Origin of the sequence: Mesorhizobium sp. WSM4906 (assembly GCF_029674625.1) — a bacterium.
Taxonomy (GTDB): domain Bacteria; phylum Pseudomonadota; class Alphaproteobacteria; order Rhizobiales; family Rhizobiaceae; genus Mesorhizobium.
The window spans coordinates 1,935,971-1,961,213 of the sequence record NZ_CP121355.1; the positions used below are offsets into that span (position 1 = coordinate 1,935,971).

Annotated in this window: 24 protein-coding genes, 1 pseudogene and 1 riboswitch; of the genes and pseudogenes, 13 read left to right on the forward strand and 12 right to left on the reverse strand. The window is 64.5% G+C overall.

The window, feature by feature from the left end:
• Positions 1–3: 3 nt before the first annotated feature.
• A complete protein-coding gene (locus QAZ22_RS09155) occupies positions 4–306 on the reverse strand; it encodes a BolA family protein (protein ID WP_278073627.1) in 303 nt (100 codons plus the stop codon).
• Positions 307–442: 136 nt separating this feature from the next.
• Between QAZ22_RS09155 and QAZ22_RS09160 the strand changes: the two genes are divergently transcribed.
• The 4 genes from QAZ22_RS09160 (at position 443) to QAZ22_RS09175 (ending at position 5,146) form a co-directional block, all read left to right on the forward strand.
• Complete coding sequence (locus QAZ22_RS09160; RefSeq protein WP_278206403.1) at positions 443–1,066, forward strand: J domain-containing protein; 624 nt, start codon at positions 443–445, stop codon at positions 1,064–1,066.
• Between the two features lie 123 nt (positions 1,067–1,189).
• Positions 1,190–2,176, forward strand: coding sequence for a cobaltochelatase subunit CobS (gene cobS, locus QAZ22_RS09165; protein ID WP_278206404.1), 987 nt, complete (start codon positions 1,190–1,192; stop codon positions 2,174–2,176).
• Between the two features lie 52 nt (positions 2,177–2,228).
• A complete protein-coding gene (gene cobT / locus QAZ22_RS09170; RefSeq protein WP_278206405.1) occupies positions 2,229–4,127 on the forward strand; it encodes a cobaltochelatase subunit CobT in 1,899 nt (632 codons plus the stop codon).
• Positions 4,124–5,146: an esterase-like activity of phytase family protein gene (locus tag QAZ22_RS09175; RefSeq protein ID WP_278206407.1), complete on the forward strand. Its 1,023-nt coding sequence runs from the start codon at positions 4,124–4,126 to the stop codon at positions 5,144–5,146. Before cobT ends, QAZ22_RS09175 begins: the two co-directional genes overlap by 4 nt.
• Before the next feature lie 39 nt (positions 5,147–5,185).
• Here QAZ22_RS09175 and QAZ22_RS09180 read toward each other — a convergent pair whose 3' ends face one another.
• From QAZ22_RS09180 to rpmB, 4 genes are all read right to left on the reverse strand, one after another.
• Positions 5,186–7,009 (reverse strand): GtrA family protein, encoded by a 1,824-nt coding sequence (locus QAZ22_RS09180; protein WP_278206408.1) that lies wholly within the window; start codon positions 7,007–7,009, stop codon positions 5,186–5,188.
• 149 nt (positions 7,010–7,158) lie between these two features.
• Positions 7,159–7,833: a hypothetical protein gene (locus QAZ22_RS09185; protein ID WP_278206409.1), complete on the reverse strand. Its 675-nt coding sequence runs from the start codon at positions 7,831–7,833 to the stop codon at positions 7,159–7,161.
• Between the two features lie 104 nt (positions 7,834–7,937).
• On the reverse strand, positions 7,938–8,618 hold the full coding sequence (locus tag QAZ22_RS09190) for a queuosine precursor transporter (RefSeq protein WP_278206410.1): 681 nt from the start codon (positions 8,616–8,618) through the stop codon (positions 7,938–7,940).
• A gap of 136 nt (positions 8,619–8,754) precedes the next feature.
• Positions 8,755–9,051, reverse strand: coding sequence for a 50S ribosomal protein L28 (gene rpmB / locus QAZ22_RS09195; RefSeq protein WP_192251560.1), 297 nt, complete (start codon positions 9,049–9,051; stop codon positions 8,755–8,757).
• A 255-nt stretch (positions 9,052–9,306) separates the two neighbouring features.
• On the opposite strand from rpmB, the gene QAZ22_RS09200 reads away from it, so the two are divergent.
• The 3 genes from QAZ22_RS09200 (at position 9,307) to QAZ22_RS09210 (ending at position 11,801) form a co-directional block, all read left to right on the forward strand.
• Positions 9,307–10,098 (forward strand): DUF3108 domain-containing protein, encoded by a 792-nt coding sequence (locus tag QAZ22_RS09200; protein WP_278206411.1) that lies wholly within the window; start codon positions 9,307–9,309, stop codon positions 10,096–10,098.
• A gap of 147 nt (positions 10,099–10,245) precedes the next feature.
• Entirely contained in the window at positions 10,246–11,133 is an 888-nt protein-coding gene (locus QAZ22_RS09205; protein WP_278206412.1) for an EamA family transporter, read from the forward strand.
• Positions 11,130–11,801, forward strand: coding sequence for a lysoplasmalogenase (locus QAZ22_RS09210; protein ID WP_278206413.1), 672 nt, complete (start codon positions 11,130–11,132; stop codon positions 11,799–11,801). Before QAZ22_RS09205 ends, QAZ22_RS09210 begins: the two co-directional genes overlap by 4 nt.
• On the opposite strand, the gene QAZ22_RS09215 is transcribed toward QAZ22_RS09210, so the two are convergent.
• Positions 11,776–12,228 (reverse strand): cupin domain-containing protein, encoded by a 453-nt coding sequence (locus tag QAZ22_RS09215; RefSeq protein ID WP_278206414.1) that lies wholly within the window; start codon positions 12,226–12,228, stop codon positions 11,776–11,778. The two genes, QAZ22_RS09210 and QAZ22_RS09215, sit on opposite strands and share 26 nt — an antisense overlap.
• Before the next feature lie 125 nt (positions 12,229–12,353).
• Positions 12,354–13,121 (reverse strand): hydroxyacylglutathione hydrolase, encoded by a 768-nt coding sequence (gene gloB, locus QAZ22_RS09220; protein ID WP_278206416.1) that lies wholly within the window; start codon positions 13,119–13,121, stop codon positions 12,354–12,356.
• A 99-nt stretch (positions 13,122–13,220) separates the two neighbouring features.
• On the opposite strand from gloB, the gene QAZ22_RS09225 reads away from it, so the two are divergent.
• The 3 genes from QAZ22_RS09225 (at position 13,221) to QAZ22_RS09235 (ending at position 16,879) form a co-directional block, all read left to right on the forward strand.
• The gene (locus QAZ22_RS09225; protein WP_278206417.1) at positions 13,221–14,003 is read left to right on the forward strand and encodes a methyltransferase domain-containing protein; all 783 of its coding nucleotides are present in this window, start codon (positions 13,221–13,223) and stop codon (positions 14,001–14,003) included.
• A 107-nt stretch (positions 14,004–14,110) separates the two neighbouring features.
• Positions 14,111–15,922 carry an ABC transporter ATP-binding protein/permease gene (locus QAZ22_RS09230; protein ID WP_278206418.1) on the forward strand — a complete coding sequence of 604 codons (1,812 nt, stop codon included), beginning with the start codon at positions 14,111–14,113 and terminating at the stop codon, positions 15,920–15,922.
• Positions 15,923–16,078: 156 nt separating this feature from the next.
• Positions 16,079–16,879 carry a DUF1194 domain-containing protein gene (locus tag QAZ22_RS09235; protein ID WP_278206420.1) on the forward strand — a complete coding sequence of 267 codons (801 nt, stop codon included), beginning with the start codon at positions 16,079–16,081 and terminating at the stop codon, positions 16,877–16,879.
• A gap of 49 nt (positions 16,880–16,928) precedes the next feature.
• Here QAZ22_RS09235 and QAZ22_RS09240 read toward each other — a convergent pair whose 3' ends face one another.
• Positions 16,929–17,858, reverse strand: coding sequence for a glycosyltransferase family A protein (locus QAZ22_RS09240; protein ID WP_278206421.1), 930 nt, complete (start codon positions 17,856–17,858; stop codon positions 16,929–16,931).
• A 358-nt stretch (positions 17,859–18,216) separates the two neighbouring features.
• Between QAZ22_RS09240 and QAZ22_RS09245 the strand changes: the two are divergent.
• Positions 18,217–18,536 (forward strand): annotated as a pseudogene (locus QAZ22_RS09245) (DUF1330 domain-containing protein).
• Between the two features lie 67 nt (positions 18,537–18,603).
• Here QAZ22_RS09245 and QAZ22_RS09250 read toward each other — a convergent pair.
• The 3 genes from QAZ22_RS09250 to QAZ22_RS09260 form a co-directional block, all read right to left on the reverse strand.
• The gene (locus QAZ22_RS09250) at positions 18,604–19,596 is read right to left on the reverse strand and encodes a glycosyltransferase (protein WP_278206422.1); all 993 of its coding nucleotides are present in this window, start codon (positions 19,594–19,596) and stop codon (positions 18,604–18,606) included.
• 146 nt (positions 19,597–19,742) lie between these two features.
• Entirely contained in the window at positions 19,743–20,357 is a 615-nt protein-coding gene (gene metW / locus QAZ22_RS09255; protein ID WP_278073645.1) for a methionine biosynthesis protein MetW, read from the reverse strand.
• Between the two features lie 79 nt (positions 20,358–20,436).
• Positions 20,437–21,606 (reverse strand): homoserine O-acetyltransferase, encoded by a 1,170-nt coding sequence (locus QAZ22_RS09260; RefSeq protein WP_278206423.1) that lies wholly within the window; start codon positions 21,604–21,606, stop codon positions 20,437–20,439.
• 67 nt (positions 21,607–21,673) lie between these two features.
• Positions 21,674–21,751, reverse strand: a riboswitch (SAM riboswitch).
• 188 nt (positions 21,752–21,939) lie between these two features.
• Here QAZ22_RS09260 and hisC point away from each other — a divergent pair.
• On the forward strand, positions 21,940–23,001 hold the full coding sequence (gene hisC / locus QAZ22_RS09265; RefSeq protein ID WP_278206424.1) for a histidinol-phosphate transaminase: 1,062 nt from the start codon (positions 21,940–21,942) through the stop codon (positions 22,999–23,001).
• Positions 23,002–23,007: 6 nt separating this feature from the next.
• Positions 23,008–23,943 carry a prephenate/arogenate dehydrogenase family protein gene (locus tag QAZ22_RS09270; RefSeq protein WP_278206425.1) on the forward strand — a complete coding sequence of 312 codons (936 nt, stop codon included), beginning with the start codon at positions 23,008–23,010 and terminating at the stop codon, positions 23,941–23,943.
• Between the two features lie 359 nt (positions 23,944–24,302).
• Here the strand turns inward: QAZ22_RS09270 and QAZ22_RS09275 are convergent, their stop codons facing one another.
• A complete protein-coding gene (locus tag QAZ22_RS09275) occupies positions 24,303–25,238 on the reverse strand; it encodes a sugar kinase (RefSeq protein WP_278206426.1) in 936 nt (311 codons plus the stop codon).
• Positions 25,239–25,243 lie beyond the last annotated feature (5 nt).

Here is a 25,243-nt window from a genome sequence, read left to right on the forward strand (position 1 = left end):
CTGCTACCAGGGGGTCTTCTCGCCGGGCGCGGCCGGCTCGATCGCCAGCGCGTGCACGCCGGCCTTCAGTTCGTCGGCAAGCAGCTGGTTGACGGCGCGGTGGCGGTCGATGCGGCTCATGCCGGCAAATTCCGGGGAGACGATGCGGACACGGAAATGCGTCTCGCCGGTGCCGTCGAACACGGCCTCGTGGCCCGACTCGACGTGATGATGGCCGGCGTGAAGGTGGCTTTCGTTGATGACGGAGAGCCTCTCCGGCGAAAATGCCGCCTTCAGCTTGTTTTCCATCGTCGACTGTATGGACATCGGGGCTTCCCTTCACCACATCTGCGGCACTGCCGCAAAATCTGCATTTTCGACCGCTTTTAAGCCGCGATTCAGCGGTTAGGGCGATCATCGGCGAAATGTCAATTCTTGTTTCGCACTAGCGAACAGCCCATAAATGGGTGAGATGAAACCGTATCCCAAATATTTCGAGAAAATCCGTATCCGGCCGGAAAAGGACGCGGAGCTGAAGTCGCGCGCCCCGATCTGCCAGTGGGACGGTTGCAGCGAGGCCGGCACGCATCGCGCGCCGGTCGGACGCCTGAAGGAGGGCGAGTATTTCCGCTTCTGCTTCGATCACGTGCGTGAATACAACAAGAGCTTCAATTACTTCTCGGGCGTGTCGGACAGCGAGATCGCCCGCTTCCAGAAGGAGGCGCTGACCGGCCATCGGCCGACCTGGCGCATGGGCGCCAATGGCGGCGGAATGCGTTCGGCGCCCGATTTCGCGCAGCTCCGTTCGGGACGCGCCGGCTACTACAATCGCATGCGCGACCCCTTCAACCTGTTCGGCGGAGGCTCGCGGGAGGTGCGCGAGCGCAAGGCAAAGCCGCTTGAGGCCAAGGCGCTGGAAACGCTTGGCCTTGATACAAAGGCGACTGGCAAGGATATCAAGGCGCGCTATAAGGAACTCGTAAAGCGCCACCATCCGGATGCGAATGGCGGCGACAGAGGTTCGGAAGACCGGTTCCGCGATGTGCTGCAGGCCTATCGCGTGCTCAAGCAAGCAGGATTGTGCTGAGCGGCCCTACGGTCCGTGTCGTTTTCCAACTTTCATAAGGTTGGAAAAGGCTCTAAGACCGCCCCCGGACAAAATCGATTGCCGGCGAAACGCGGCGTTTCGCCCGTGGAGACGTTGATAGTGATGAACAAGGTCGATCGCGACATCGCCAACCTGCCGGACACGACGGTGTCGGTGAAGGAGAAGTTCGGCTTCGATTCCAAGATGGTGGTTCCCGCCTATTCGGTCTCGACCGAGCATGTGCCCGACATCGACCCGGACTATCTGTTCGACAAGGCGACGACCTTGGCGATCCTCGCCGGCTTCGCCTACAACCGCCGTGTCATGGTGTCCGGCTATCACGGCACCGGCAAGTCGACCCATATCGAGCAGGTCGCCGCGCGGCTCAACTGGCCCTGCGTGCGCGTCAACCTCGACAGCCATGTCAGCCGTATCGACCTCGTCGGCAAGGACGCCATCGTCGTCAAGGAAGGCCTGCAGATCACCGAGTTCCGCGACGGCATCCTGCCCTGGGCCTATCAGCACAATGTAGCGCTCTGCTTCGACGAATACGACGCCGGCCGCCCGGACGTGATGTTCGTCATCCAGCGCGTGCTGGAATCGTCGGGCCGGCTGACGCTGCTCGACCAGAGCCGGGTCATCCGCCCGCATCCGGCCTTCCGGCTGTTCGCCACCGCCAACACGGTCGGCCTCGGCGACACCACCGGCCTCTATCACGGCACGCAGCAGATCAACCAGGCGCAGATGGACCGCTGGTCGATCGTCACCACGCTCAACTACTTGCCGCATGACAATGAGGTGAGCATCGTGCTGGCCAAGGCCAAGCACTATCGCGACAACAAGGGCAAGGAGATCGTCAACAAGATGGTGCGCGTCGCCGACATGACGCGCTCGGCCTTCATCAATGGCGACCTGTCGACGGTGATGAGCCCGCGCACCGTCATCACCTGGGCCGAGAATGCCGAGATCTTCGGCGACATCGGCATGGCGTTCCGGCTGACCTTCCTCAACAAGTGCGACGAGCTCGAACGTTCGGTGGTCGCCGAATTCTATCAGCGCGCCTTCGGCGAGGATCTGCCGGAGAGCGCCGCCAACGTGGTGCTGGGGTAGGCGCGTGCCGGAAGGCTTGGCCTTTCGGACCAAAACGCGCAGGGAATGATCGATGGCGGGTCCGGGCGACAACACGCGCAACAAGCCGAAGAACGGGTCTGAAGCGGACAGCTTCAAGCGCGCCGTCACCGTCTGCATGCGCGCCGTCGCCGGCGACAAGGACCTCGAGGTAAGCTTCGCCAAGGACCGGCCGGCGCTGGCCGGGAATCGCGCCCGCCTGCCCGAACTGCCGAAAAAGGCTTCCCGCAACGACATCGCGATCACCCGCGGCATCGGCGATTCCATGGCGCTGAAGCGCGCCTGCCATGACGCGCGCGTCCACGCGAAGCTGGCGCCGGAAGGCAAGCTCGCGCGGGCGATCTTCGATGCCGTCGAACAGGCGCGTGTCGAGGCGATCGGCAGCCGCGCCATGCAGGGCGTTGCCGACAATATCGGCTCCATGCTCGAGGACAAATACGCAAGGGCAAACCTCGTCGACGTCAAGGACAAGGCCGACGCGCCGCTCGAGGAGGCGGTGGCACTGATGGTGCGCGAGAAGCTCACCGGCCGCCCAGTGCCGAAGAGCGGCGAGCGGCTGGTCGATCTGTGGCGCCCCTGGGTCGAGGAAAAGGCCAGCGGCGATCTCGACGGCCTGTCGGCCAAGCTCGACGACCAGCAGGCTTTCGCGCGCGTCGTGCGCGACATGCTCGTCTCCATGGAAATGGCCGAGGAGCTCGGCGACGACCAGGAGACGGAGGACTCCGAGGACAACGAAGAGGACGAGCAGCAGGGCGAAGAGCAGAGCGAGGAAGGCGGCGAGGACGATTCCGGCTCGGAGCAGTCGCAGTCGGAGGACGCCGAAGCTTCGGCCGATGAGGAGGAGTCCGCCGAGACGGAAGCGACGGACGCCACATCCGACGACCTCTCCGACGAGGACGATTCCGACGCCGAGACGCCTGGCGAGGCACGCCGCAACGACAATCCGTTCCTCAACCTGCCGAAGGAGATCGACTACAAGGTCTTCACCACCGCCTTCGACGAGACGGTCGGCGCCGAGGACCTGTGCGAGGAAGAGGAGCTCGACCGGCTGCGAGCCTTTCTCGACAAGCAGCTCGCCAATCTCTCCGGCGTCGTCGGGCGCCTGGCCAACCGGCTGCAGCGCCGCCTGATGGCGCAGCAGAACCGCTCCTGGGATTTCGACCTGGAGGAGGGCTATCTCGATCCGGCGCGGCTGGTCCGTGTCGTCATCGATCCGATGCAGCCGCTCTCCTTCAAACAGGAGCGCGACACCAAGTTCCGCGACACGGTGGTGTCGCTGGTGCTCGACAATTCGGGCTCGATGCGCGGTCGACCGATCACGGTGGCCGCGACCTGCGCCGACATTCTGGCGCGCACGCTGGAGCGCTGCGGCGTTTCGGTGGAAATCCTCGGCTTCACCACCCGCGCCTGGAAGGGCGGGCAGGCACGCGAGAAATGGCTGAAGGACGGCAAGCCGCCGAATCCCGGCCGGCTCAACGATCTGCGCCACATCATCTACAAGTCCGCCGACCATCCGTGGCGGCGCGCGCGCCGCAATCTCGGCCTGATGATGCGCGAGGGCCTGCTCAAGGAGAACATCGACGGCGAGGCGCTGCTGTGGGCGCACAACCGGCTGATCGGCCGGCCGGAGCAGCGCAAGATCCTGATGATGATCTCGGACGGCGCGCCGGTCGACGATTCCACCTTGTCGGTCAATCCCGGCAACTATCTGGAGCGCCACCTGCGCGCGGTGATCGACCTCATCGAGACGCGCTCGCCGGTCGAATTGCTCGCCATCGGCATCGGCCACGACGTGACCCGCTACTACCGGCGCGCCGTCACCATCGTCGATGCCGAGGAACTGGCGGGCGCCATGACCGAGCAACTGGCCTCGCTGTTCGACGAGGAGAGTGCGCGCGACATGCGCCGCGGCGGCTTGCGGCGCGCCGGATGATCTTTTCGCGAGGCGGGATCCGGCGGACGGTTTTCGCCTGCACGCTGATCTGCGCGGTGGTTTCGCCGGCGATTGCGGCCCAGCGAGCTCCGGTCGAGGCGATAGGGATTTCGGCGCGACCGATCACCGAGTTCCGCGTCGGCCGCGACCAGAAACAGTTCGGGCCGCTCGAGTTCGTCGGCGGGCTGGAGATGACCTCGCCGTCGCGCGATTTCGGCGCGCTGTCGGCGCTTCGCTTTCTCAAGCCCGGCAGCGATTTCATCGGCGTCGCCGACACCGGCTTCTGGTTCTTCGGCACCATCACCCATGATGCCGACAAGCGCCCGTCGGGCGTGTCGAATTTCCGCATGCAGCAGATGGTCGACGCCTCTGGCCAGCCGATCGACGAGAAATGGGAGGTCGACGCCGAAGGCCTCGCCGTCAAGGACGGCATCGCCACGGTCGGTTTCGAGCGCGAGCAGCGCGTCGTCCAGTTCAAGATCGAGCCGGACAATATGAAGGCGCCGTTCAAGACGCTCGACTATCTGGTTCCGGCCAGGGAGCTGCGCCAGAACCGCGGCTTCGAGACGGTCACGCATGCCAATCCTTACGGCCAGCATCAGGGTGGCCTGGTCGTGGTGTCGGAAAAGAGCCTCGACAAGGCCGGCAACATCTATGCGGCAATCATCGAGGGACCGAAGAAGGGCGTCTTCACCGTCAAGCGCAAGGGCGATTTCGACATCACCGACGGCGCCTTCCTGCCGGATGGCGACCTGCTTCTACTCGAACGCAGTTTCTCGATGGCGCGCGGGGTGAAGATGCGGCTGAGGCGCATTTACGGCGAAAGCGTCGAGCGGGACGCGGTCGCCGACGGCCCGGTGCTGTTGGAAGCCGACATGGGCTACCAGATCGACAATATGGAAGGGCTCGACGTCTGGACCCGCGCCGACGGCGCGCTGATGGTGTCGCTGGTGTCGGACGACAACCACTCGATCCTGCAGCGGAACCTTTATCTGGAATTCATCCTGCATCAGGACTGAACAGCGCTCAGTTTCCGTTTCAGGCAGTACCTGAAATCATCAGCGGACCTTGTAGATCTCGACCGGCTTGTTCGCCGTCGTGCTGTCCAATTCCAGCCAGTCGGGGACGTCTCGCTTCAGCAGCCGCGCGGCGAGGCCCGTGGGAGCCTCGACGGCGAGCGACAGCTCTTCCGAATTGCCGCGGCATATGGCGACCAGCCCGACATGTTCACGTTGGACGACGGCGAGGGCCGCGTCCGGCGTTCCCATGAAGGCGTCAAGCATGGCGAGGTTGCCGGCGACATTGCGATGATAGGGGCCGGCCAATGCCCGGTGGCCGGTAAACATCACTATGGCGGAGCCGAGATTGGAAGACGCAAGTACCGTCGTCGCCGGCATGGCGGCAAGATCGCTGAAGTCTTCGGCCTTACCGCAGGTCAGCGCATGATCCGCGTCGGAATTGATGCCCGTGGGCGCCCTCTGGACCACGGACTGCGCCGCGACAGCGACGCCGGCCCAGGTCGCGTTGAGCGACACCAGCCATGCCGCCGCGATGCGGGTGGAGACGCGCCATGACTGGGCGGCGGCGTTTGCCTGCAGGCGAATCCCGGCGATCCAGGTCGAGAGCGGCAGCACCGCGAAGGCGACCGAGAAGGTCGAGCCGCGCACCTGCCAGAGGCTGACGACGAAAGCGACGATCAGCGATGCGGCGGCAAGGACTTCCTCACGGCGCAGGCGGCGGCCGCGCAGCTGAAGGCCGATCAAGAGGATCGCGATGAACGGCGTCACATAGCGCGCCGCCATCAGCTTCGGCTGATTGACGGCGACGCTGAGGAAGGGCTGCGCTTCGACGACGTCGTTCAGCCAATAGGTGCGGACGCGCTCGTCCATGCCGGCATAGGGCGATGCCAGGCATTGCGGGAAGAAGACGATCGCAACGGCCGCGACCGCCAACGCCAAAGCCGACATCCAGACAAACCGCTTCCTGGCCGTCGACGGTCCGGACAGGCCGGCAATCGCCGCCAGGCCGAAGCCGGACAGCGCCGCTATGACAAATTGGAAGGCCGAGAAGGCATCGCACTGGGCTACGCCCCAGGCCGATGGCGGTATGGTGGCGACAACGACGACCGAGGCCATTGCGGCAAATCCGATGCCGAAGCCGCGCGCGGTCTGGCGCTCCCGTTCGTCAAGGATGAAGAGCACGGCGGCACAGGCGCCAAGCGTGGCCACATAAAGCGCGGTCTCCATGCCGACGGCAAGGGTGAGGCCAGCGCACAGGCCGGACAGGAGGGCCGCGGGCCGCCAGAAGGGAGCCTCCATCAAAAGGTAAAGGCTGGCCGCCGTCAAAAGGAGCTGGACATTGTGGTGGTCGAGGGTGCCGGGGTTGAAAATGCCGAGAAAGAACAGCGCCGCGGTCGCCAGCACCACCGACGGCATCGCTACGTCCGCGCCGGCGAAACGCCGCGAGGCACGCAGGATGACGAATATGGTCAGTCCATAAAGCGAGAGCGGCCAGATGATCTGCGCGGCTCTTTCAGCGGCTGCCGTGCTGGTGCCCAGCGCCTGGAAGGCAAGGATGATCAGCGCGATCGGCGTGTCGACCAGCCGCGACCAGTGCATGACGAAGCCGCCCGCGAGGCCCATCCGGTACTGGTGAAGATCGAACCAGCTCTGCCCCGCCAAAAGGTCGCGAACCTCGACCAGCCTCAGCATGCTGTCGTTGTCGGCGCCAAGGTCCGCGATCGTCGGGAAGCCGGAGACCGCATTGATCGCCAACACGACCAGCATCGCGCAGAGCGCGAGCAGGAGATCATGTTTCCAACCGGTGCCCTGGATGGCCATGCCGTCGCGATGTCCTGGATCGTTTTCGTGATCCTGCATCATCGGCCGTAACAAAGCGTAAAGGCGTTGGCGATGGCCGGCGCTAACGCGCGTCGCGTTGGAACGGATTCAAGCGATGCGCTCTGTCTCTGTTTTGATGCGTGTCGTTCTCCCAAACCGCTGTGCACTTTTGGGCGACCCGCATTGGGGGATCAGCGTTCGTTGGCCGCGATCCAGATCACGTGGCGGGCACCGCGCTTGCCGTTGGCGCGCGTGTTGATCTCCTCGACCACGAAGCTGGCCTGCTTCAGCCGCCGCGTGAAGCCGCTGTCCGGTCCCTGCGACCAGACCGCCAGCACGCCGCCGGGTCTCAACGCGGCGCGCGCGGCTGCGAGGCCGGCCGCGCTATAGAGCGAGTCATTGCCCTTGTAGACGATACCTTCGGGACCATTGTCGACGTCGAGCAGGATGGCGTCCCAAGCGGCTGCGTCCGTCTTTATCAGTTGACCGACGTCAGCCTCGCGAATGGTGACGCGGGGATCGTCGAGGCAGCCGTCGAAAATCCCGGCCATCGGGCCGCGTGCCCAGGCGACGACTTCGGGGACAAGTTCTGCGACGGTGACGGCCGCGTCTCCATCAAGCGCCGCGAGAGCGGCGCGCAAGGTGAAGCCCATGCCGAGCCCACCGATGAGGAGTCTTGGCTGCTTGCGGCCAGCGATCCGTTCGCAGGAAAGTCTGGCGAGCGCCTCCTCGGAGCCGCTCAGGCGGCTGTTCATCAGCTCGTTGGTGCCCAGCATGATCGAGAATTCATTGCCGCGCCGTTTCAGGCGAAGTTCCTGAGCGCCATCGGGCGTGCGGGCTGAAGCAAGCTGAACCCAGGGGATCATGGTTTCGAGCCTATTCCATCCCGATGCCATCGGGATGGGGCTCGATCTGCCAGTCTGAGCATGATCTTTTCCAAAAACCGGATTCCACTTTTGGGATCATGCTTCTAGACCGCGACTGCCGGCTGGCTCCAGCGGGCGGCGAGCAGCCGGTAGGGGATCAGCGCCACCACCGCGATGATCAGCTTGACCGACAGGTCGCCCAGCGCCCAGGAGACCCAGCGCATCGTCTCGACCGGCAGTACGCCCATCAGCGGCGCCGTCTCCAGCGCGAAGCCGTCGTTCGGCCCGATAAAGGCGAAGGCGGCGGAGAAGGCGACGCCGAAGAAAACGACGGTATCGAAGATAGAACCGGCCAGGGTGCCGACGATCGGCGCACGCCACCAGCTCTGCCGGCGCAGCCGGTTGAACACCGTCACGTCGAGCAGTTGCGCGGTGAGGAAAGCGGCGCCGGAAGCGGCCGCGATGCGCACCAGACGGTCCGCGGCGGTCTCGAATTCGATCAGGCCGTGACGGAACAGGAAGGGCGGAACGAGGATCGAGCAGGTCACCGCCGTCATGAAGCCGACGAACACCACCTTGCGCGCCACGGCGGGACCGTAGCGGCGGTTGGCAAGGTCGGTGACTAGGAAGGAGAAGGGATAGGTGAAGGCGCCCCAGGTGAGCAGGTCGGCCAGCGACAGGCCGCCGATCTGACCTTGCATAGGGAACTGGACGAGGATGTTCGACGCCACGACGACAAGCGCCATGGCGGCCACGAAGGGCAGGTATCGCGTAAGGAAGTTCATTTTTTTATCCTGGGTAATGGAACCAGCTGAGCGTCCGAGCGGACGCTCGCTCTGTTTGAGGACCGGATTGATCCCAAGGCCGCGTCGCGGCCTTCGGTCCGATGCTCGAGGCGGTCGCCCCCGCCTCAAAGGCGCTTCAGGCGGCCGACTGCTCGGCCAACTTCTTGGCGATCTGCTTCTTCAACAGGCGGGCGCGCTGCGACAGTTCCTTGGCGTCGGCCTTGGCCAGGAACGCGTCGAGACCGCCGCGGTGCTCGACCGAACGCAGCGCGTTGGCCGAAATGCGCAGGCGCACGTTCTGGTTCAGCACTTCGGAAATCAGCGTCACATTGACCAGGTTCGGCAGGAAGCGACGCTTGGTCTTGTTGTTGGCATGGCTCACATTGTTGCCGGTCTGGACTGCCTTGGCAGTGAGCTCGCAGGTACGGGACATCTTGTCTAACCTTCAGTTCTAAACCTGCCAAACCATTCTGCCCGCGCCAGGCGGCGCGCGGTCTCGGTCAGGCGGCCTTTGGAAAAGTTGGCGTTCCATAGTTGCATTTCGCCACTACGTCAAGCTCCGGCACGTGCGCTGCGACATGGCGCGCTCCATATAAAGGTCGGATTTCGCCCTATAAGCCCTTCGCGAAGGGATTGCCAGGCTGGAACCATTGCATTTCCGGCCAGTATCAAGGACTCGCCGCCCGCCATGCTTCGACCATCCTACGCCCTTGCCGCGCTGCTTGCCGTCGCCGTGCCGTCGACAGGCTTCGCCGCGGCCGCGTCGCAAGCCTTCAAAGGCGAATATACCGTCTCCTTCCTTGGCCTTTCGGTCGCCAGGGCGACGTTTTCGAGCCGTTACGACGGCGACACCTATGCCATCAACGGCACGGTTTCGGCCGCCGGCATCGCCAAGCTGTTCGACGACACGAAAGGCACGATTTCGTCCAAAGGCACGATTTCGGGCCAGCAGATGCGGCCGCAGGCCTTCAGGGCCGATTACACTTCCGGCAAGAAGGCCTCGGCGGTCGACATACGCTTCGCCAATGGCGGGGTCGCTTCGACGAAGGTCGTCCCGGAGCCAGGCAAGCGCGATCCGAAGAGCTGGGTGCCGGTCGGCGACGGCGATCTGAAATCGGTGCTCGATCCGATGGCGGCGACCGTCATCCACGCCGACAGCCTGGACAAGGTCTGCGGGCGGACCGTCAAGTTCTACGACGGCGAGATGCGCGCCAACCTGTCGCTGACCTACGCCTCGAAAGGCTCGATCTCGGTGCCCGGCTACAAGGGCGACACCGTCACCTGCAAGATGGGCTTCGAGCCGGTGGCGGGCTACCGCAAGGGACGCAAGGCGCTGGAGTTCCTCAAGAACAAGAGCCGCATGATGGTGACATTTGCACCGCTCGGCCAATCCGGCGTATATGCGCCGATCCGCGCCACGGTCGGGACCCAGATCGGTCCGCTGACCATCAGCGCGAGACGGTTCGAAGCCGTCGAGTAAGTTTGTTTTACGCAATTCCTGACGGGGAAGTCGCAGCACGCTTTCCTGGAATTGCTCTTTGTTTTGCGCAATTCCGAACGGAAAACCGTTACACACTTTTCCTGGAATTGCTTTAGAGGCGCCCCTGCGCGCCGCCGGGGGGAATGCATGGGGCGCGCAACACTGATCGGCTTCTCGGCGGTTGCCATGTGGGCGCTGCTCGCATTGCTCACCAACGCCTCCGGGCAGGTGCCGCCATTCCTTTTGTCGGCCATCACCTTCGCCATCGGCACCTGCGTCGGGCTTGCCGCCAGGCTGGTCATGCCTGCTCCCGACAAGAGCCGGAAGATTCCGCCGCAGGTATGGTTGATCGGGATTGCCGGCCTGTTCGGCTATCATTTCTTCTACTTCACGGCGCTGCGCAACGCGCCGGCGGTCGAGGCAAGCCTGATCGCCTATCTGTGGCCGCTCTTGATCGTGCTCGGCTCGGCGCTGATGCCGGGCGAGCGGCTGGCCTGGAACCATGTCGTCGGCGCGCTGCTCGGCCTTGCCGGCACTTTCCTCATCGTCACCAAGGGCGGCGGGCTCGCCTTCGACGCGCGCTACGCCTTCGGCTATGCGATGGCGGGCGTCTGCGCGCTTTTGTGGTCGTCCTACTCGCTCCTGTCGCGGCGCTTCCCATCGGTGCCGACCTCGATCGTCACATGGTTCTGCGCCGCGACGTCGGTGCTCTCGTTCGCCTGCCACCTGCTGCTCGAAAAGACCGTGCTGCCGGACGGTCCGGGGCAGTGGCTGGCGATCGCCGGGCTCGGCCTGATGCCGGTCGGCGCCGCCTTCTACGCCTGGGATATTGGCGTCAAGCGCGGCAACATCCAGGTGCTGGGGGCGGCGAGCTATGCCGCGCCGCTTTTGTCGACGCTGGTGCTGATCGCCGCGGGCGTGGCCGAGCCGTCATTGCGCATCCTCGCGGCCTGCGTGCTCATAACCGGCGGGGCGGCGCTCGCCGCGAAGTCGCTCTTGCTGCGCAAGCCGGCGACCGGCGGAGCAAGCGCATGATGCCGTTTCCGGGCGGCATCGACGCCAATCCGAATGCGACGCTTCTGTTCTCGGTCGCCGCCGCCGCGATCTATGCCCTGGCGCTCGAACTGTCGCCCCGCATCGCCCGTTCCGCCGCCAAGACTCTGGCCGTAGGCTTGCTGGCGGCGCTCGCCGTCATGCAGGGCGGTCCGCTGCTGCTCGTCGCGGCGCTGGCGCTCAGCTCGGTCGGCGACGCGTTCCTGTCGCGCGACGGCGAGAAGGCCTTCCTTGGCGGGCTGGCGAGCTTCCTCGTCGCGCATGTCGCCTACGTCGCCCTGTTCCTGGAGGTGGGTGGCGGGATCGGGCTGCTCGCCGCCGAACCGTGGCGCGGCGCGGTCGCGCTGGCGATGGCTGTGTTCGTTGTCGTGATGCTCGCCACGCTGTGGCGTCGCGTCGGCCCACCCTTGCGCATCCCGATCGCCGTCTATGTCGCGGCGATCCTTGCCATGGGCATTGCGGCGCTCACCACGAGCTATCCCTGGGTCGTTGCCGGCGCGGTGCTGTTCATGGCCTCGGACGGGCTGCTGGCGGCGGAGCGCTTCCTGCTTGCCGCGATCTCGCCGCATCGCGTCTGGATGCGTTACGCGGTCTGGGTGCTCTATTATGCAGCCCAGCTGGCGATCACGCTTGGTTTTCTCTTGAGTTAAGCGGTTTCGGCTGCCAGCCGGGCTCGGCCAGCTCGAAAACGGCGAAGTCGAAGCCAGGCGCCACCGTGCAGCCGACCAGCGTCCATTCGCCGAGGCTGCGCGCCGACTGCCACCAGCCGGCCGGCACGACGATCTGCGGCCGCTCGCCTGCGGCAAGGGCTGTGCCCAGCACCTGTTCGATGACGGCGCCGGCGCCTTCCTCATGCATGGCGAGCGCCAGCGGCGCGCCGGCATAGAAATGCCAGACCTCCGCCGCGTCCTTCACCCGGTGCCAGGCCGAAAGCCGGCCCTGCTCCAAAAGGAAATAGATCGCGGTCGAATGGCCGCGCGGGCCTCCCGAACCGTCGCGAAAAGTCTCGGCATACCAGCCGCCTTCGGGATGCGGCTGGAGACCCAGCGTTGCGATGATTTCAGCGGCGCCGGTCATGCAGGGAAATCTCTATTCTGATGCATGCCGTTGCCCAAAACCGCTATGCACTTTTGGGCGACATGCATTGAGCTTGATGCATGTCGTTGTCCCAAAACCGCTGCACACTTTTTGGGCGACATGCATCAGAAATGGTCCTTGCGCTTGCGGACCTCGGCGAACACCTCTGCGTCGCTCGCTCTCTCCATACCGAGATGCTTGCGGATCGCCGGGTCGTGCCAGCGCAGGAACGGGTTCGTCGACAGTTCCTCGCCGATCGTCGTCGGCAAGGTCGGCTTGTTGTCGGCGCGCAGCGCCTCGATCCTAGCGGCGCGCTCCTTCAAGGCCGAATTCGTGGGGTCGACGGTCAGCGCGAAGCGGGCGTTGGCTAAAGTATATTCGTGGCCGCAATAGATCACTGTCTCGGCTGGGAGAGCAGCGAGCTTCTTCAGCGATTCGTACATCACGGGCGGCTTGCACTCGAAGATCCTGCCACAGCCCAACGCGAACAGCGTGTCGGCGGTGAAGGCCACTTTCGAGGCCGGCAGATGGTAGGAGACGTGGCCGGCGGTGTGGCCGGGCGTTTCGATGACGTCGATCCTTTCCTCGCCAAGGCGGATGACGGAGCCTTGCTTGACGGTCTCGTCGATGCCTGGGATCTTTGCCTTTTCCGCCTCTGGCCCGACGATGGTGAGCTTGAAGCGCTCCTTCAGCGCCAGATTGGCTTCGACGTGGTCGCCATGATGATGCGTGGTCAGGATCATGGTCGGCGTCCAGCCGGTGCGCTTGACCGCGGCCAAGATCGGTGCTTCCTCCGGAGCGTCGATGATCGCCGTCTGGCCGCTTTCGGGGTTATGGACCAGCACGCCGAAATTGTCGGTGCGGCACATGAACTGTTCGATTTCGACCGGCATCTCGTCGCTCTCCGTTATCGCCGCAGACATAGGGCGGTCAGCCGCCGATGTCATCTGCCTTTGTTGAACTCGGCATTTATCGCGGCTACCGTCCGGCGCATGCATTCGGATATCGTCGACCTCCGCTCCTTCTATTCGACCACGCTCGGCCGCCTGGCCGAACGCGCGATCACCATGGCGCTGTCGTCGATATGGGCAACCGTCCCGAACGAGCGTCTGGTCGGCCTCGGCTATACGCTGCCCTGGCTGGAGCGGTTCGGCACCGATGCCGAGCGGGTCTTTGCCTTCATGCCGGCGACGCAGGGGGCGGTGGTGTGGCCGGCGACCGGACCAACGGCGACGGCGCTCGTCTTCGACGAGGAGCTGCCGCTGGTCGATTCCTGCATCGACCGCATGCTGCTCGTGCATTCGCTCGAACATGTCGAAAATCCGCGCGAGACGCTGAACGAGATCTGGCGCGTGCTGTCGCCGGCAGGCAGGGTCGTCATCGTCGTGCCCAACCGGCGCGGCGTCTGGGCGCGCTTCGAGCACACGCCCTTCGGCAACGGCCGGCCGTTCTCGCGCGGGCAGCTCACCGAACTGCTGCGCGAGGCCAATTTCACGCCCGCCGCATGGTCGGACGCGCTGTTCTTCCCGCCGTCGCCGCGACGCTTCATGATGCAGTTCCACAACGTGCTGGAGCGGGCCGGCCGGCGCCTCTGGCCAATATTTTCCGGCGTCATCGTCGTCGAGGCGCAGAAGCGGCTCTACCAGGGCGTGCCCGTCGCGCAGCGTGCGTCACGCAGGGTCTTCGTGCCGGTGTTCTCGCCGCAAGGTGCGACAACGCTCGGGCGCCAGGCCGCCAGCTCGGTGCCGCCGGGCAGGCGGATGACGCGTTCGTGATCGGGGGCAAGCCTTGCGCCGCATGGCGATCGTCACCCTATCTCAGGGGCGGATTCGGGGTGTGGCACCACCGCCGATGATCGCTCCCGGCAGCAGGGATTTCGCATATGGATGACACGCCCAGTATCGAGCAGGCCGCGTTCTCGGTCGAGTCGAGCAGCCTCTCGGACCAGGTGGCGACGATCAGGCTGGCGCTGAAGACGTCGCCGGTGCGCAGGCAGCTTCTGTGGGTCTCGATCGGCATTGTCGTCGTCATCGTCGCGACCTCGATCGGGCAGGTGCTGCTCAACCGCTGGAACCAGCCTTTCTACGACGCTCTGGCGCGGCGCGACCTGCCGGCTTTCCTGCACCAACTGGTGGTTTTTGCCGTGATCGCCGGCAGCCTGCTAGTGCTCAATATCGGCCAAACCTGGCTCAACCAGACGATCCGGCTGAAGCTGCGCGAGGCGCTGACGCTCGACCTCATCGGTGAATGGATGCGGCCGGCGCGCGCCTTCCGGCTCACCCATGCCGGCGCCATCGGCGTCAACCCCGACCAGCGCATGCAGCAGGACGCCGGGCATCTTTCCGACCTGTCGACCGATCTCGGTGTCGGCCTGCTGCAATCCTTCATCCTGCTTGTGTCCTTCATCGGTGTGCTGTGGGAGCTCTCTTCCGGCTTCGTCTTCCATGTCGGCGGCTATTCGCTGACGATACCCGGCTACATGGTCTGGGCGGCGATCCTCTACGCCGGCATCGCCTCCTGGCTGAGCTGGCTCGTGGGCCGACCGCTGATCCACTTCAACAGCGATCGCTATACGCGCGAGGCGGAGCTGCGCTCCTCCATGGTCCGCGTCAACGAGAATGTCGACGCCATCGCGCTCGCCCATGGCGAGGCGGACGCCAGGCGGCAGCTGGAGTTCGACCTCGGCAACGTGCTCGGCGCCATGCGGCGCATCTACAGCGCCCAGATCAACCTGTCCTGGGTCACCGATGCCTATGGCTGGATCACCGTGGTGGCGCCGATCCTTGTCGCGGCGCCGGTCTATTTCGCCGGCGACATAAGCTTCGGCGGATTGATGATGGCGGTCGGTGCCTTCAACCAGGTGAATTCCTCGCTGCGCTGGTTCATCAACAACATCGGCGCCATCGCCGATTGGCGGGCGACGCTGATGCGCGTCGCCGACTTCCGGATCGCGCTTGGCGAAACCGACATCCTGCATGCCAAGGAAAGGCGTATCGAGTTGAGCGAGAACGCGAATGGCACGCTGACATTCGAAAAGCTCGAAGTCGCATCGCCCGACGGGTGCACGAGGCTTGCCGAGACGGATGCCGAGATAAAGGCCGGCGAGCGCGTCATGATCACCGGCGATCCGCGTGCCGGCAAGACGCTGTTCTTCCGCGCCATCGCCGGCCTTTGGCCGTGGGGAGGCGGGCGCATCGGCATGCCGGCCGGGGAGAAGCCGTTCTTCGTGCCGCGCATGCCTTATTTCCCGCTCGGGACGCTGCGCGACGTGCTCAACCATACCGAAGGCGGTAAAATCGAGGACACCGAGATTTCCGCGGTGCTCGGCGAAGTCGGGCTGGAGCGCCTGTCGTCCCAGCTCGACCGCTCGGCGCGCTGGGAGCATGAGCTGGCCGACGACGAACAGCGGCTGCTCGCCGTTGCCCGGCTGGCGCTGCGAAAGCCGAAATGGGTGATCATCGACGAAGCGCTGGATACCTTCGACGGCGCCACGCTACGGCGCGTGCTGGCGATGCTGCAGGCCAGGCTGCCGGATGCAGCCATCCTCAATATCGGGCGCGGCCTGCACAACATCCAGTTCTTCCCGCGCGCGCTCACCATCGTCAAGGACAGCGGCCGATCGGCGCTCAAGCCGGCCCGCCTCCGCGCCGGGGCGATCGAACCGCCACCGCGTGCGGTGCGCGCCAAGAAATAGCTTTATTTCGCCGCGATCGCCGGGAAGAATCCCGGTCTAAAGCGCGTCGCGCTGAAACGGATTCAGGCGACGCGCTTTAAGTCTTTGTCTTGATGCATGTCGTTCTCCCAAAACCGCTGCGCACTTTTGGGCGACATGCATCGGTCGGAGCCTGCCATGCTCAAGCTGCTCAGCCTGCTTGCATGCCTTGCCTGCGCCGAGGCAGCGCCAATGCCTGCAATCGGCGACGGCACCCCTGTCGATGTCGAACTCGTGCTGGCCGTCGACATCTCGCAATCGATGGACGAAGGGGAGTTCGCCCTGCAGCGTGCCGGCTATGTCGAGGCGCTGCGCCATCGCGACTTCATCAGCGCTGTGCGCTCGGGCCGGAAAGGCCGCATCGCGCTCGCCTATTTCGAATGGGCGGGGGTCGTGCGCGACGACGGCGTGATTGCCTGGCAGGTCATCGACGGCGCGGACAGCGCCAACTCCTTTGCCGACAAGATCGCCGGCCGGCCGTTCCGGAGCTTTCGCGGCACGTCGATCTCGGGCGCTCTCGGCTTCGGTGCGGGGCTTCTGGAGAAAAACGGCTTTTCGGCGCCGCGCCGGGTCATCGACATATCGGGGGACGGGCCGAACAACGCCGGACTGCCTGTCGCCATGACCCGCGACGCCGCTTTGGCCAAGGGCATAATCATCAACGGCCTGCCGATACTGATCAGTCCGTCGCCGAGCGTCAGCCGCCTCGACCGCTACTATGCCGACTGCGTCACCGGCGGTCCCGGCTCGTTCGTGCTGCCGATCTATGCGGCGTCCGAATTCTCGACCGCGATCCGCCGCAAGCTGATCCAGGAGGTGAGCGGCATCGATGATGCCAGAAGGATTCGCGTCGATGTGCAGGCGCCAACCGATTGCCTGCTCGGCGAGCGGCTGCGGCAACGGTTTTCCGATCCGTATTTTCCCGAGCTGGATCGGTGAGGTGCCTGTCTTGCGGTGTTTCGGCTGGAACGCCGCTCCGTGCGCTTAATCAGACCGCCCGGGCGCCGTATTTGGCGCGGAACTCGTCATAACAGTCACGACGCCAGCGGCGGCCGACGACGTAACCGCGCAGCAATTCGGGCAGCGAGTAGCCGAGCGCCTTGGACGACCGGTTGGCGAGATAGCCGGAAAAAGCCTGCGGCAGCCTGCCCTTCAGTATATCGGCGATAATCTGCCGGGCGATCATATAGGGCGGAACGTCGGGATAGCGGTCGGCTATGTAAGGGTGTTTGCCGATCAGGTTGGCATAGGCCTCGACATAGCCGTCGCGACGACCGGAGATCGAATTCTCCGAATTGTACTTCTTCCAGTCGATATCCTCCGACAGCAAGGCACCGCTGCGGCGGGCAAAACGCAGCAGCAATTCGCGGTCCTGCATGCGCGTGATGTCGCTGTCATAGCCGCCGATCGCAAGCAGCGACTCGTGCCGGGCGGTGATCGCCGAGCCGGCAATGAAGATCGTCTGCGAGACCAGGGCGCGCTGCAGCGTGCTCTTGTCGAGCAAGGCCTCGCGGTTGATGCACTTGGTGCTGCGCTGGCCTTTCACCGAGACGTAGGAACTGATCAGCACTTCGAGCGACGGGTTCTTGTCGAACCGCGCGAGCGTCCGCTCCAACCGGTCCGGCAGATAGACATCGTCCGAATCAAGGAAGGTCACGATCGGCGCCCGCGCGCGCTCGATGCCCGCGTTGCGAGCGGCATTGGCGCCTCGCCATTTCGCTCCGACATAGATCAGCCTGGGATCGCGAATCTCGGCCAGGGCCAGGGCCGTTCCATCGGTCGAACCGTCGTCGACCACGATGTGCTCGAAGCGGGTAAATGTCTGGGCAAGAACGCTTTCTACCGCACGCACAACCTGATGGCGCCGATTGTGCGTCGGCGTGATCACGCTAATCAACGGAGCGACTTCGCTCGACATCCGGCTGCCGCTGCCACCGGTCGCGCCCGGCGTTTGTTCTAAGGGTCTGATGGCTACCTTCCATTCCCCCCGGAATCGCAGCCAAGCTACTAAAAAGCGGTCTCCGTGTCACCCAAGCGCAGCGGGAGTGGAGACGGATTCCGGTCGGTTTCCGCGCCATTGCGGTTTGAAGGCAACACCAGCGTCTGTCGGCGGTCTTGCCAGGCAGTTCGTTGGCCGGTCAACCCACGCCTCGCGGCGCAAGCCATTGGCGACGTTCCTTGATGACCTCGAAGGTAATCGACCGGAATACCTATCCTCCGCAGACTGTTTCCCCGTGAAGCCGTCGGACGGCTTCGATCAAATGAAGGAGCAGATCATGACCGCTTACGCCGTTGCCCATATGCGCCACGTCACGCCCGGTCCGTGGATGGTCGAGTACCTTGAAGGATCGATGCCACGCTGGCGCCTTTCGGCGGGCGCTTCGTCGTCCATGGCGGTGACGTCGAGGTGGTCGAGAACAGCTGGCCGGGCCACCTGATCGTCATCGAATTCCCGGACAGGCAGCATGTGCGCGACTGGTACCGGTCGCCGGCATATCAACAGATCCTCGCGTTGCGCACCGGCAATTCCGAATCCGACGTTATCTTCGTCTACGGCGTCGAGCATCCGCACAAGGCTACCGATGTGCTGGGCTGAATGAGGCGGCGAGAATGCGAACGATTAGCGGCGAGTCCGAGCGATCGTGGCTACAATTGCAGATAGGCTAACTGTGGTCGACATAGTCGGGCAAGGTTTCGATCTCATCGCGAACGAGGCCCGTCGCCAGGCCGAAATGACCGAAAAACGCCAGAGTGTAGAAAGCCAGCCCGACAATCAGCGACAACGGGATTTGCCAGAGCGACATGCCTGTCTGCGGCGCATGGCGTATCACCCGTCGTACCACGCGCCACGAATTGGTCACCCATCGGCTGAACGACTTGGCGATGCGTCGAGAGCGACTGGGGGACTTGATCTCGACGAACTTCCTGTCGGCATCCCTGCCGGTCACCAGTGCGCGCCACAAGAAGAAACGCCAACCCCGCGGGGGATAGTGATAGACGCGTGCGCCGGCATGGACGATTTCGTGACCCTCGCGGCGAAGCTGATGCATAAGCAGCGTGCAGGAAACCTTGAATCCATTGTTCTGCGGGAAGGGATGGCTGGCGATCCAGTCGCGCCGGAAGGCGACGTTGTTGGCGTTGATCGCCCGTTTCGCGGCGAATTTCTCGTCTCCCCGAGCCATAGGGAAGAACCAGATCAGCGCAAAGGTTCGCGAGAAGAAATCGTCGTAGAAAAGGTAGGTATAGCCGTTGACGCAAACGGTCCCGGGTTTCTGAAACGGGCCGAGCAGGATCGACAGCCAGCCCGGTTCCGGAACCGTGTCTGAGTCCATGAAGATCACAATGTCCGTGTCGGTTGCCAGGACTCCGTTGTTCTTGAGTTCGTAATAGCGGCCGCCGGGACAGGCGGCGAAGCGAAGCTCGGCCACCTCTTTCAGCCGTGGTGCTTCCCTATTGATGTGGTCCTGCAGCGACGGGGCGTCCGCGTCGTGCCCGGCGTGCGAGATGACGACTTTCGGGCTTGCGAGACCGGCCGCCGAAACCGAGGCGATTTCATCCGCCAGGATGGTCAGCCCAACGCCGATCTCGTCCCAGTCGATCGACTTGGCATTTTCCATTTCCACGACGACTGAATAAGTCGGGAGATCGCCGACCATCGCTGTTCACCCACCATGTTGCCTGATTGAGGTCAGTATAGCCGTCTCAATTCGCTGTCAAATGACAGAAACAACAATGCAAATATTTGGTGCTCCACCGACATTCGCGGCTGTGCTGCGAGCGAGGAGAACAGATTCGAGCGCTACTACCGCCGCAGCAAGAACACCGCTTGCTGGCCGAAGAAGTTCCAGAACCACCACGGCATCGACAGGCCGATCTTCTGGCCGTTGGCGTCGAGCGCGGTCGCCTTCTCGACCGTCGCGCCGAGCTCTTCGCACAGATTGACGAAGTCGCGGATGGTGCAGAAGTGGATGTTCGGCGTGTCGTACCAGGAATAGGGCAGGTCCTTGGTGACCGGCATCCTGCCCTTGATCAGCAGCGAGAAGCGCACCCGCCAATGGCCGAAATTGGGGAAGGAGACGATGGCGCGGTTGCCGATCCGAAGCAGCTCGTCGAGCACCAGCTTCGGGTTGCGGGTCGCCTGCAGGGTCTGCGACAGCACGACGAAGTCGAAACCCTTGTCGGGATAGAATTCGAGGTCCTTGTCGGCATCGCCTTGGACGACGGAGAGGCCGCGCGCCACGCATTCGTTGACGCCGCGCTGCGACAATTCCAGGCCGCGGCCGTCGACCTGCTTGGTCTCCTGCAGCAGTTCCAAAAGCACGCCATCGCCCGAGCCGACATCGAGCACGCGCGAATGCGACGGGATGAGATCGGTGACGACCTCGAGGTCGACACGCTGGGCGCGGTTGACGCTCATCAGGCAACCTCCGGCCTTATGGCATTTGCAGCCGATGGCGTCGCAGGAATGCGGCTAGAACAAACAAATCGCGACCCGCTCATAGGCTGAGCCCCCTGGCGCGGGCGGCGGAGGCAATGAAGCCGTTGATGGCCGCGAACAGTTCCGGCTCGTCGAGCAGGAAGGCGTCATGGCCGCGATCGGTCTCGATCTCGACGAAGGAGACGGAGGCGCCGGCGGCATTGAGCGCATGCACGATCGAGCGGCTTTCCTCCGTCGGGAACAGCCAGTCGCTTGTGAAGGACACCAGGCAGAAACGCGTCCTGGTTCCGGCGAAGGCATCGGCCAGCCGTCCGCCATGGTCGGCGGCGAGGTCGAAATAGTCCATCGCGCGGGTCAGATAGAGGTAGGAGTTGGCGTCGAAGCGATCGACGAAAGTCATGCCTTGATGGCGCAGGTAGCTTTCGATCTGGAAATCGGCATCGAAGCCGAAGGTGAGCGCCTCGCGGTCCTGCAGGTTGCGGCCGAACTTGCGGTGAAGGGCCGCCTCCGACAGATAGGTGATATGGGCGGCCATGCGGGCCACCGCGAGCCCCTTTTCCGGACGCCGGCCGAAATCGAGATATTTGCCGCCATGCCAGTCCGGATCGGCCATGACGGCCTGCCGTCCGACCTCGTGGAAGGCGATGTTCTGCGAGGAATGGCGGGCGCCGGTGGCGATCGGCAGCGCGCAGAAGACGCGTTCCGAATGGCTGGCGGCCCATTCCAGCACCTGCATGCCCCCCATCGAGCCGCCGATCACGCAAAACAGCTTCTCGATGCCGAAATGGTCGACCAGCATCAGTTGCGCGCGCACCATGTCGCGGATGGTGATGATCGGCAGGTCGAGGCCATAGGGCCGGCCTGTCGCCGGATTGGTCGAGGCCGGGCCGGTGGAGCCGAGACAGCCGCCGACGACGTTGGCGCAGATGACGAAGAAGCGGCTGGTGTCGATGATCTTGCGGGGGCCGATCAGCACCTCCCACCAGCCCGGCTTGCCGGTCACCGGATTGGTGTTGGCGACATGCTGGTCGCCGGTCAGCGCATGGCAGACGAGGATGGCGTTGGAGCGGGCGTCGTTGAGGGTGCCGTAGGTCTGGTAGGCGACCTGGAATGGCGACAGGATCGTGCCGGCATCGAGCTTCAGCGGCTTGTCGGGACCGAACTGCAGCACCGGGCTCGACGGATGGTCGGCCTCGTTGTTGGTCCTTGCAACGCGCTGAGCGGACATTTGCATTCCCCATCCAGTCCGGCCGGCGGCGGACAACAAAAAACCGGCCTGCCTTCGCAAAGCCGGTTACAGGTTGCAAACGGCCCTTTAGCGAATTGTTTAACGTGGCTGCAAGCCGACCGGCCAAATCACCACGGGAAGTCCGGCTGCTCTTCTAGGACCAGCGCCGCGCTTCGTCAACGGGCAGCTACCTGGGATCGGCATGGTGGCGCAAGCACCGGCACTCGACATTCGGGGCCACGGCCTATATTTCCGCTGCGGCCTCGAAGGCCTTCTCGACGGATTTGTGACATGAAGCAGGATCAGGCACGTCCAACACCTCGCGCGGGCATCATGGACATCGAGGCGTACGTGCCGGGCAAGAGCACCGCGCCGGCCGGCGTGACGAAGGTCTATAAGCTGTCGTCCAACGAGAATCCGCTCGGGCCCTCGCCGAAAGCGATCGAGGCCGCTCGGGACGTGGCTGCCAGGCTCGACGTCTATCCGGACGGCAGCGCCCGCCGGCTGCGCGAGGCGATCGCAGAAGTGCACGGCCTCAACCCGGCAAACATCGTTTGCTCCAACGGCTCCGACGAGATCCTGGGGCTCTTGGCACAGACCTATCTTGCGCCAGGAGACGAGGCCGTGTTCACCGAACATGCCTTCATGGTCTACAAGATCTACATCCAGGCGGCCGGCGCGAAGCCGGTGGCGGTCAAGGAAACCGACGAGCGCGCCGACATCGACGCGATCCTCGCCGCCGTCACGCCGGCGACGCGGATCGTCTTCCTTGCCAATCCCAACAATCCGACCGGCACCTACGTGCCTTTCCAGGAAGTGCGCCGGCTGCATGCCGGACTGCCGAAGAACGTGCTTCTGGTGCTCGACGCCGCCTATGCCGAATATGTACGCCGTAACGACTACGAGGCCGGCATCGAGCTGGCGGGCAGTTCCGAGAACGTCGTCATGACGCGCACCTTCTCCAAGCTCGGCCTCGGCGGGGCGCGCGTCGGCTGGATGTACGGGCCGGCGCATATCGTCGATGCCATCAACCGGGTGCGCGGTCCCTTCAACGTCAACGCAACCGCGATCGAGGCGGGCATCGCGGCCATCCGCGACCGCGCCCATGTCGAGCGCAGCGTGGCGCACAACGAGAAATGGCTGGCCTGGGTCAGCGAGCAGGTGACCCTGCTCGGGCTGCGCGTCACGCCCAGCGTCGGCAATTTCGTGCTGATCCATTTTCCCGATGACAAGCGGCATTCGGCGGCGGCGGCGGACGACTATCTGAGCGCACGCGGCTACATCCTGCGTCGCGTCACCGGCTACGGCTTCCCCAATGCGCTGCGTATGAGCATCGGCACCGAAGAGGCCAATCGCGGCGTCGTCGAAGCGCTGACGAATTTCCTGAAAAGCTAGAGCACCATGACATCACCGATGTTCGAGAAAATAGCGCTGGTCGGCATCGGCCTGATCGGCTCGTCGCTCGCCCGCGTCATCCGCCGCGAAGGCCTGGCGCGCCATATCGCCATCGCGACGCGCAGCACATCGACGCTGAAGCGCGCCGAGGAGCTCGGCCTCGGCGATTCCTACACGACCGAGGCCAAGGAAGCGGCGCGCGACGCGGATCTCGTCATCGTCTCGGTTCCGGTTGGGTCGTCCGGCGAGGTCGCCGCCGAGATCGCGCCGGCGCTGAAGAAGGGGGCGATCCTGACCGACGTCGGCTCGACCAAGGCTTCGGTGATCGCGCAGATTGAGCCGCATGTGCCGGAGGGCGTGCACTTCATCCCGGGCCATCCGCTGGCGGGCACGGAAAAGTCGGGTCCGGACGCCGGTTTCGCCGATCTCTTCGACAACCGCTGGTGCATCTTCACGCCGCTGCCGGGAACCGATCCCAAGGCTCTGGAGAAGCTCTCCGAATTCTGGCGGCGCTGCGGCTCGAACATCGACACGATGGACCCGCAGCATCACGACATGACCCTGGCCATCGTCTCGCACCTGCCGCACATCATCGCCTACAACATCGTCGGCACCGCCGACGATTTGGAATCGGTGACCAAGACGGAAGTCATCAAATACTCCGCTTCCGGCTTTCGCGACTTCACCCGACTGGCTGCCTCCGACCCGACCATGTGGCGCGACGTGTGCCTGCACAACAAGGACGCGATCCTGGAGATGCTGGCGCGCTTCTCGGAGGATCTTGCCTCGCTGCAGCGGGCGATCCGCTGGGGCGACGGCGAGAAGCTTTTCGACCTCTTCACCCGCACCCGTGCCATCCGCCGCTCGATCATCGAGGCCGGCCAGGACATCGACGTGCCGGATTTCGGCCGCCAGGCGGTCGAGCATCCGGTCAAATCGTAGGCGGGTTCCTTAATTTCCCGGCACCGGATTTTGATGCGTCGGCTACGTCTGCATTGGCAGCCTTGGAGATTGGCTGAAGCCTTTCCAATCTCGTCATTCTATGGCGGAGCAAGGAGCGAAGCGACACAGCGCAGACCATAGAATCCATTCCGTAACTTGGAAGCGCCGCCACGGTGCAGAATTCTACTCCGTTGCACTCCCTGGCGAAGGTAACGGCATGGATTCCAGGGTCTTCGCGACGGAGCTTCGCTACTGCTCCGCCCTGGAATGACGATCGCGATGGGCGTTTAGGCCAACCTCCAACGCATACCGCCTGCCAACGCAAACGGAGCCGATCGGTCAAATCCTGTGCAGTGCCACTAGTCTTCTTCCGACGGCGGCCAGTGGGCTGCCATCATCGCCATTGTCTCGGCCCTGTTCGGCGCGCCGAGCCGGCCGCCGAAGCGCAGGCATTTGAGCGCGGCGGCGGCACTGGCAAAGCGCAGCGCCTGCTCGGGCGGCATGGCTTCGGCAAGACCGACGGCAAAGGCGCCGTGGAAGACGTCGCCGGCGGCCAGCGTGTCCACCGCCTTGACCTTCGGCGCCTCGATATGGCGGACGCGGCCGGCTTCCCGGTCGTGCCACCAGGTTCCGGCGGCGCCTCCCGTCACCGCGACAAAGGCGTCGGTGCGCGAAGCGAGGTCGGCGCAGGCGCTTTCCGGGTCGAGGGCATGACCGCAGACGATACGCGCCGCCGGCTCCGAGGCCACGATATACGAGGCTAAAGGCAAGAGCCGCTCCAGCACCTCGACCGGTGCGGTGTCGGCGTCGAGGATCGCCGGGCGACCGGCGTCCCGGGCGGCCGTCAAGGCGAGCGCCGCGGCGCCCGGCCAGCGAACATCCGCCAGCACGGCGTCAAAGGCGGAAAGATCGGCAAGCGGCAGCGTCTCGGGATCGGCCTGCGCTTCTCTGTCATAGAACGGCACGATGACGCGCTCGCCATGAGCATCCACCAGGATCGCGGCCAGCGCAGAGCGCGCGCCGGCGACGCGGCGGATCAGGCTGCAATCGACGCCTTCCGCCTCGATCTCGGCGATGAGCCGATCGCCGACCGCATCGTCACCCGCACTCGCCCAAAGCGATACGCTGGCGCCCAGGCGATGCGCGGCGCAGGCGGCGCTCGTCGCCATGCCAGAGGCGATCTGGATGCCGTCGCTGGCGATGAACTTGCCCTGATGCGTGGGCAGCGTGTCGACACGCAGGACCGTGTCGAGGGTGAACGCGCCGACGCTGAGCAACCTGACGGGTCCCACCATCGCAG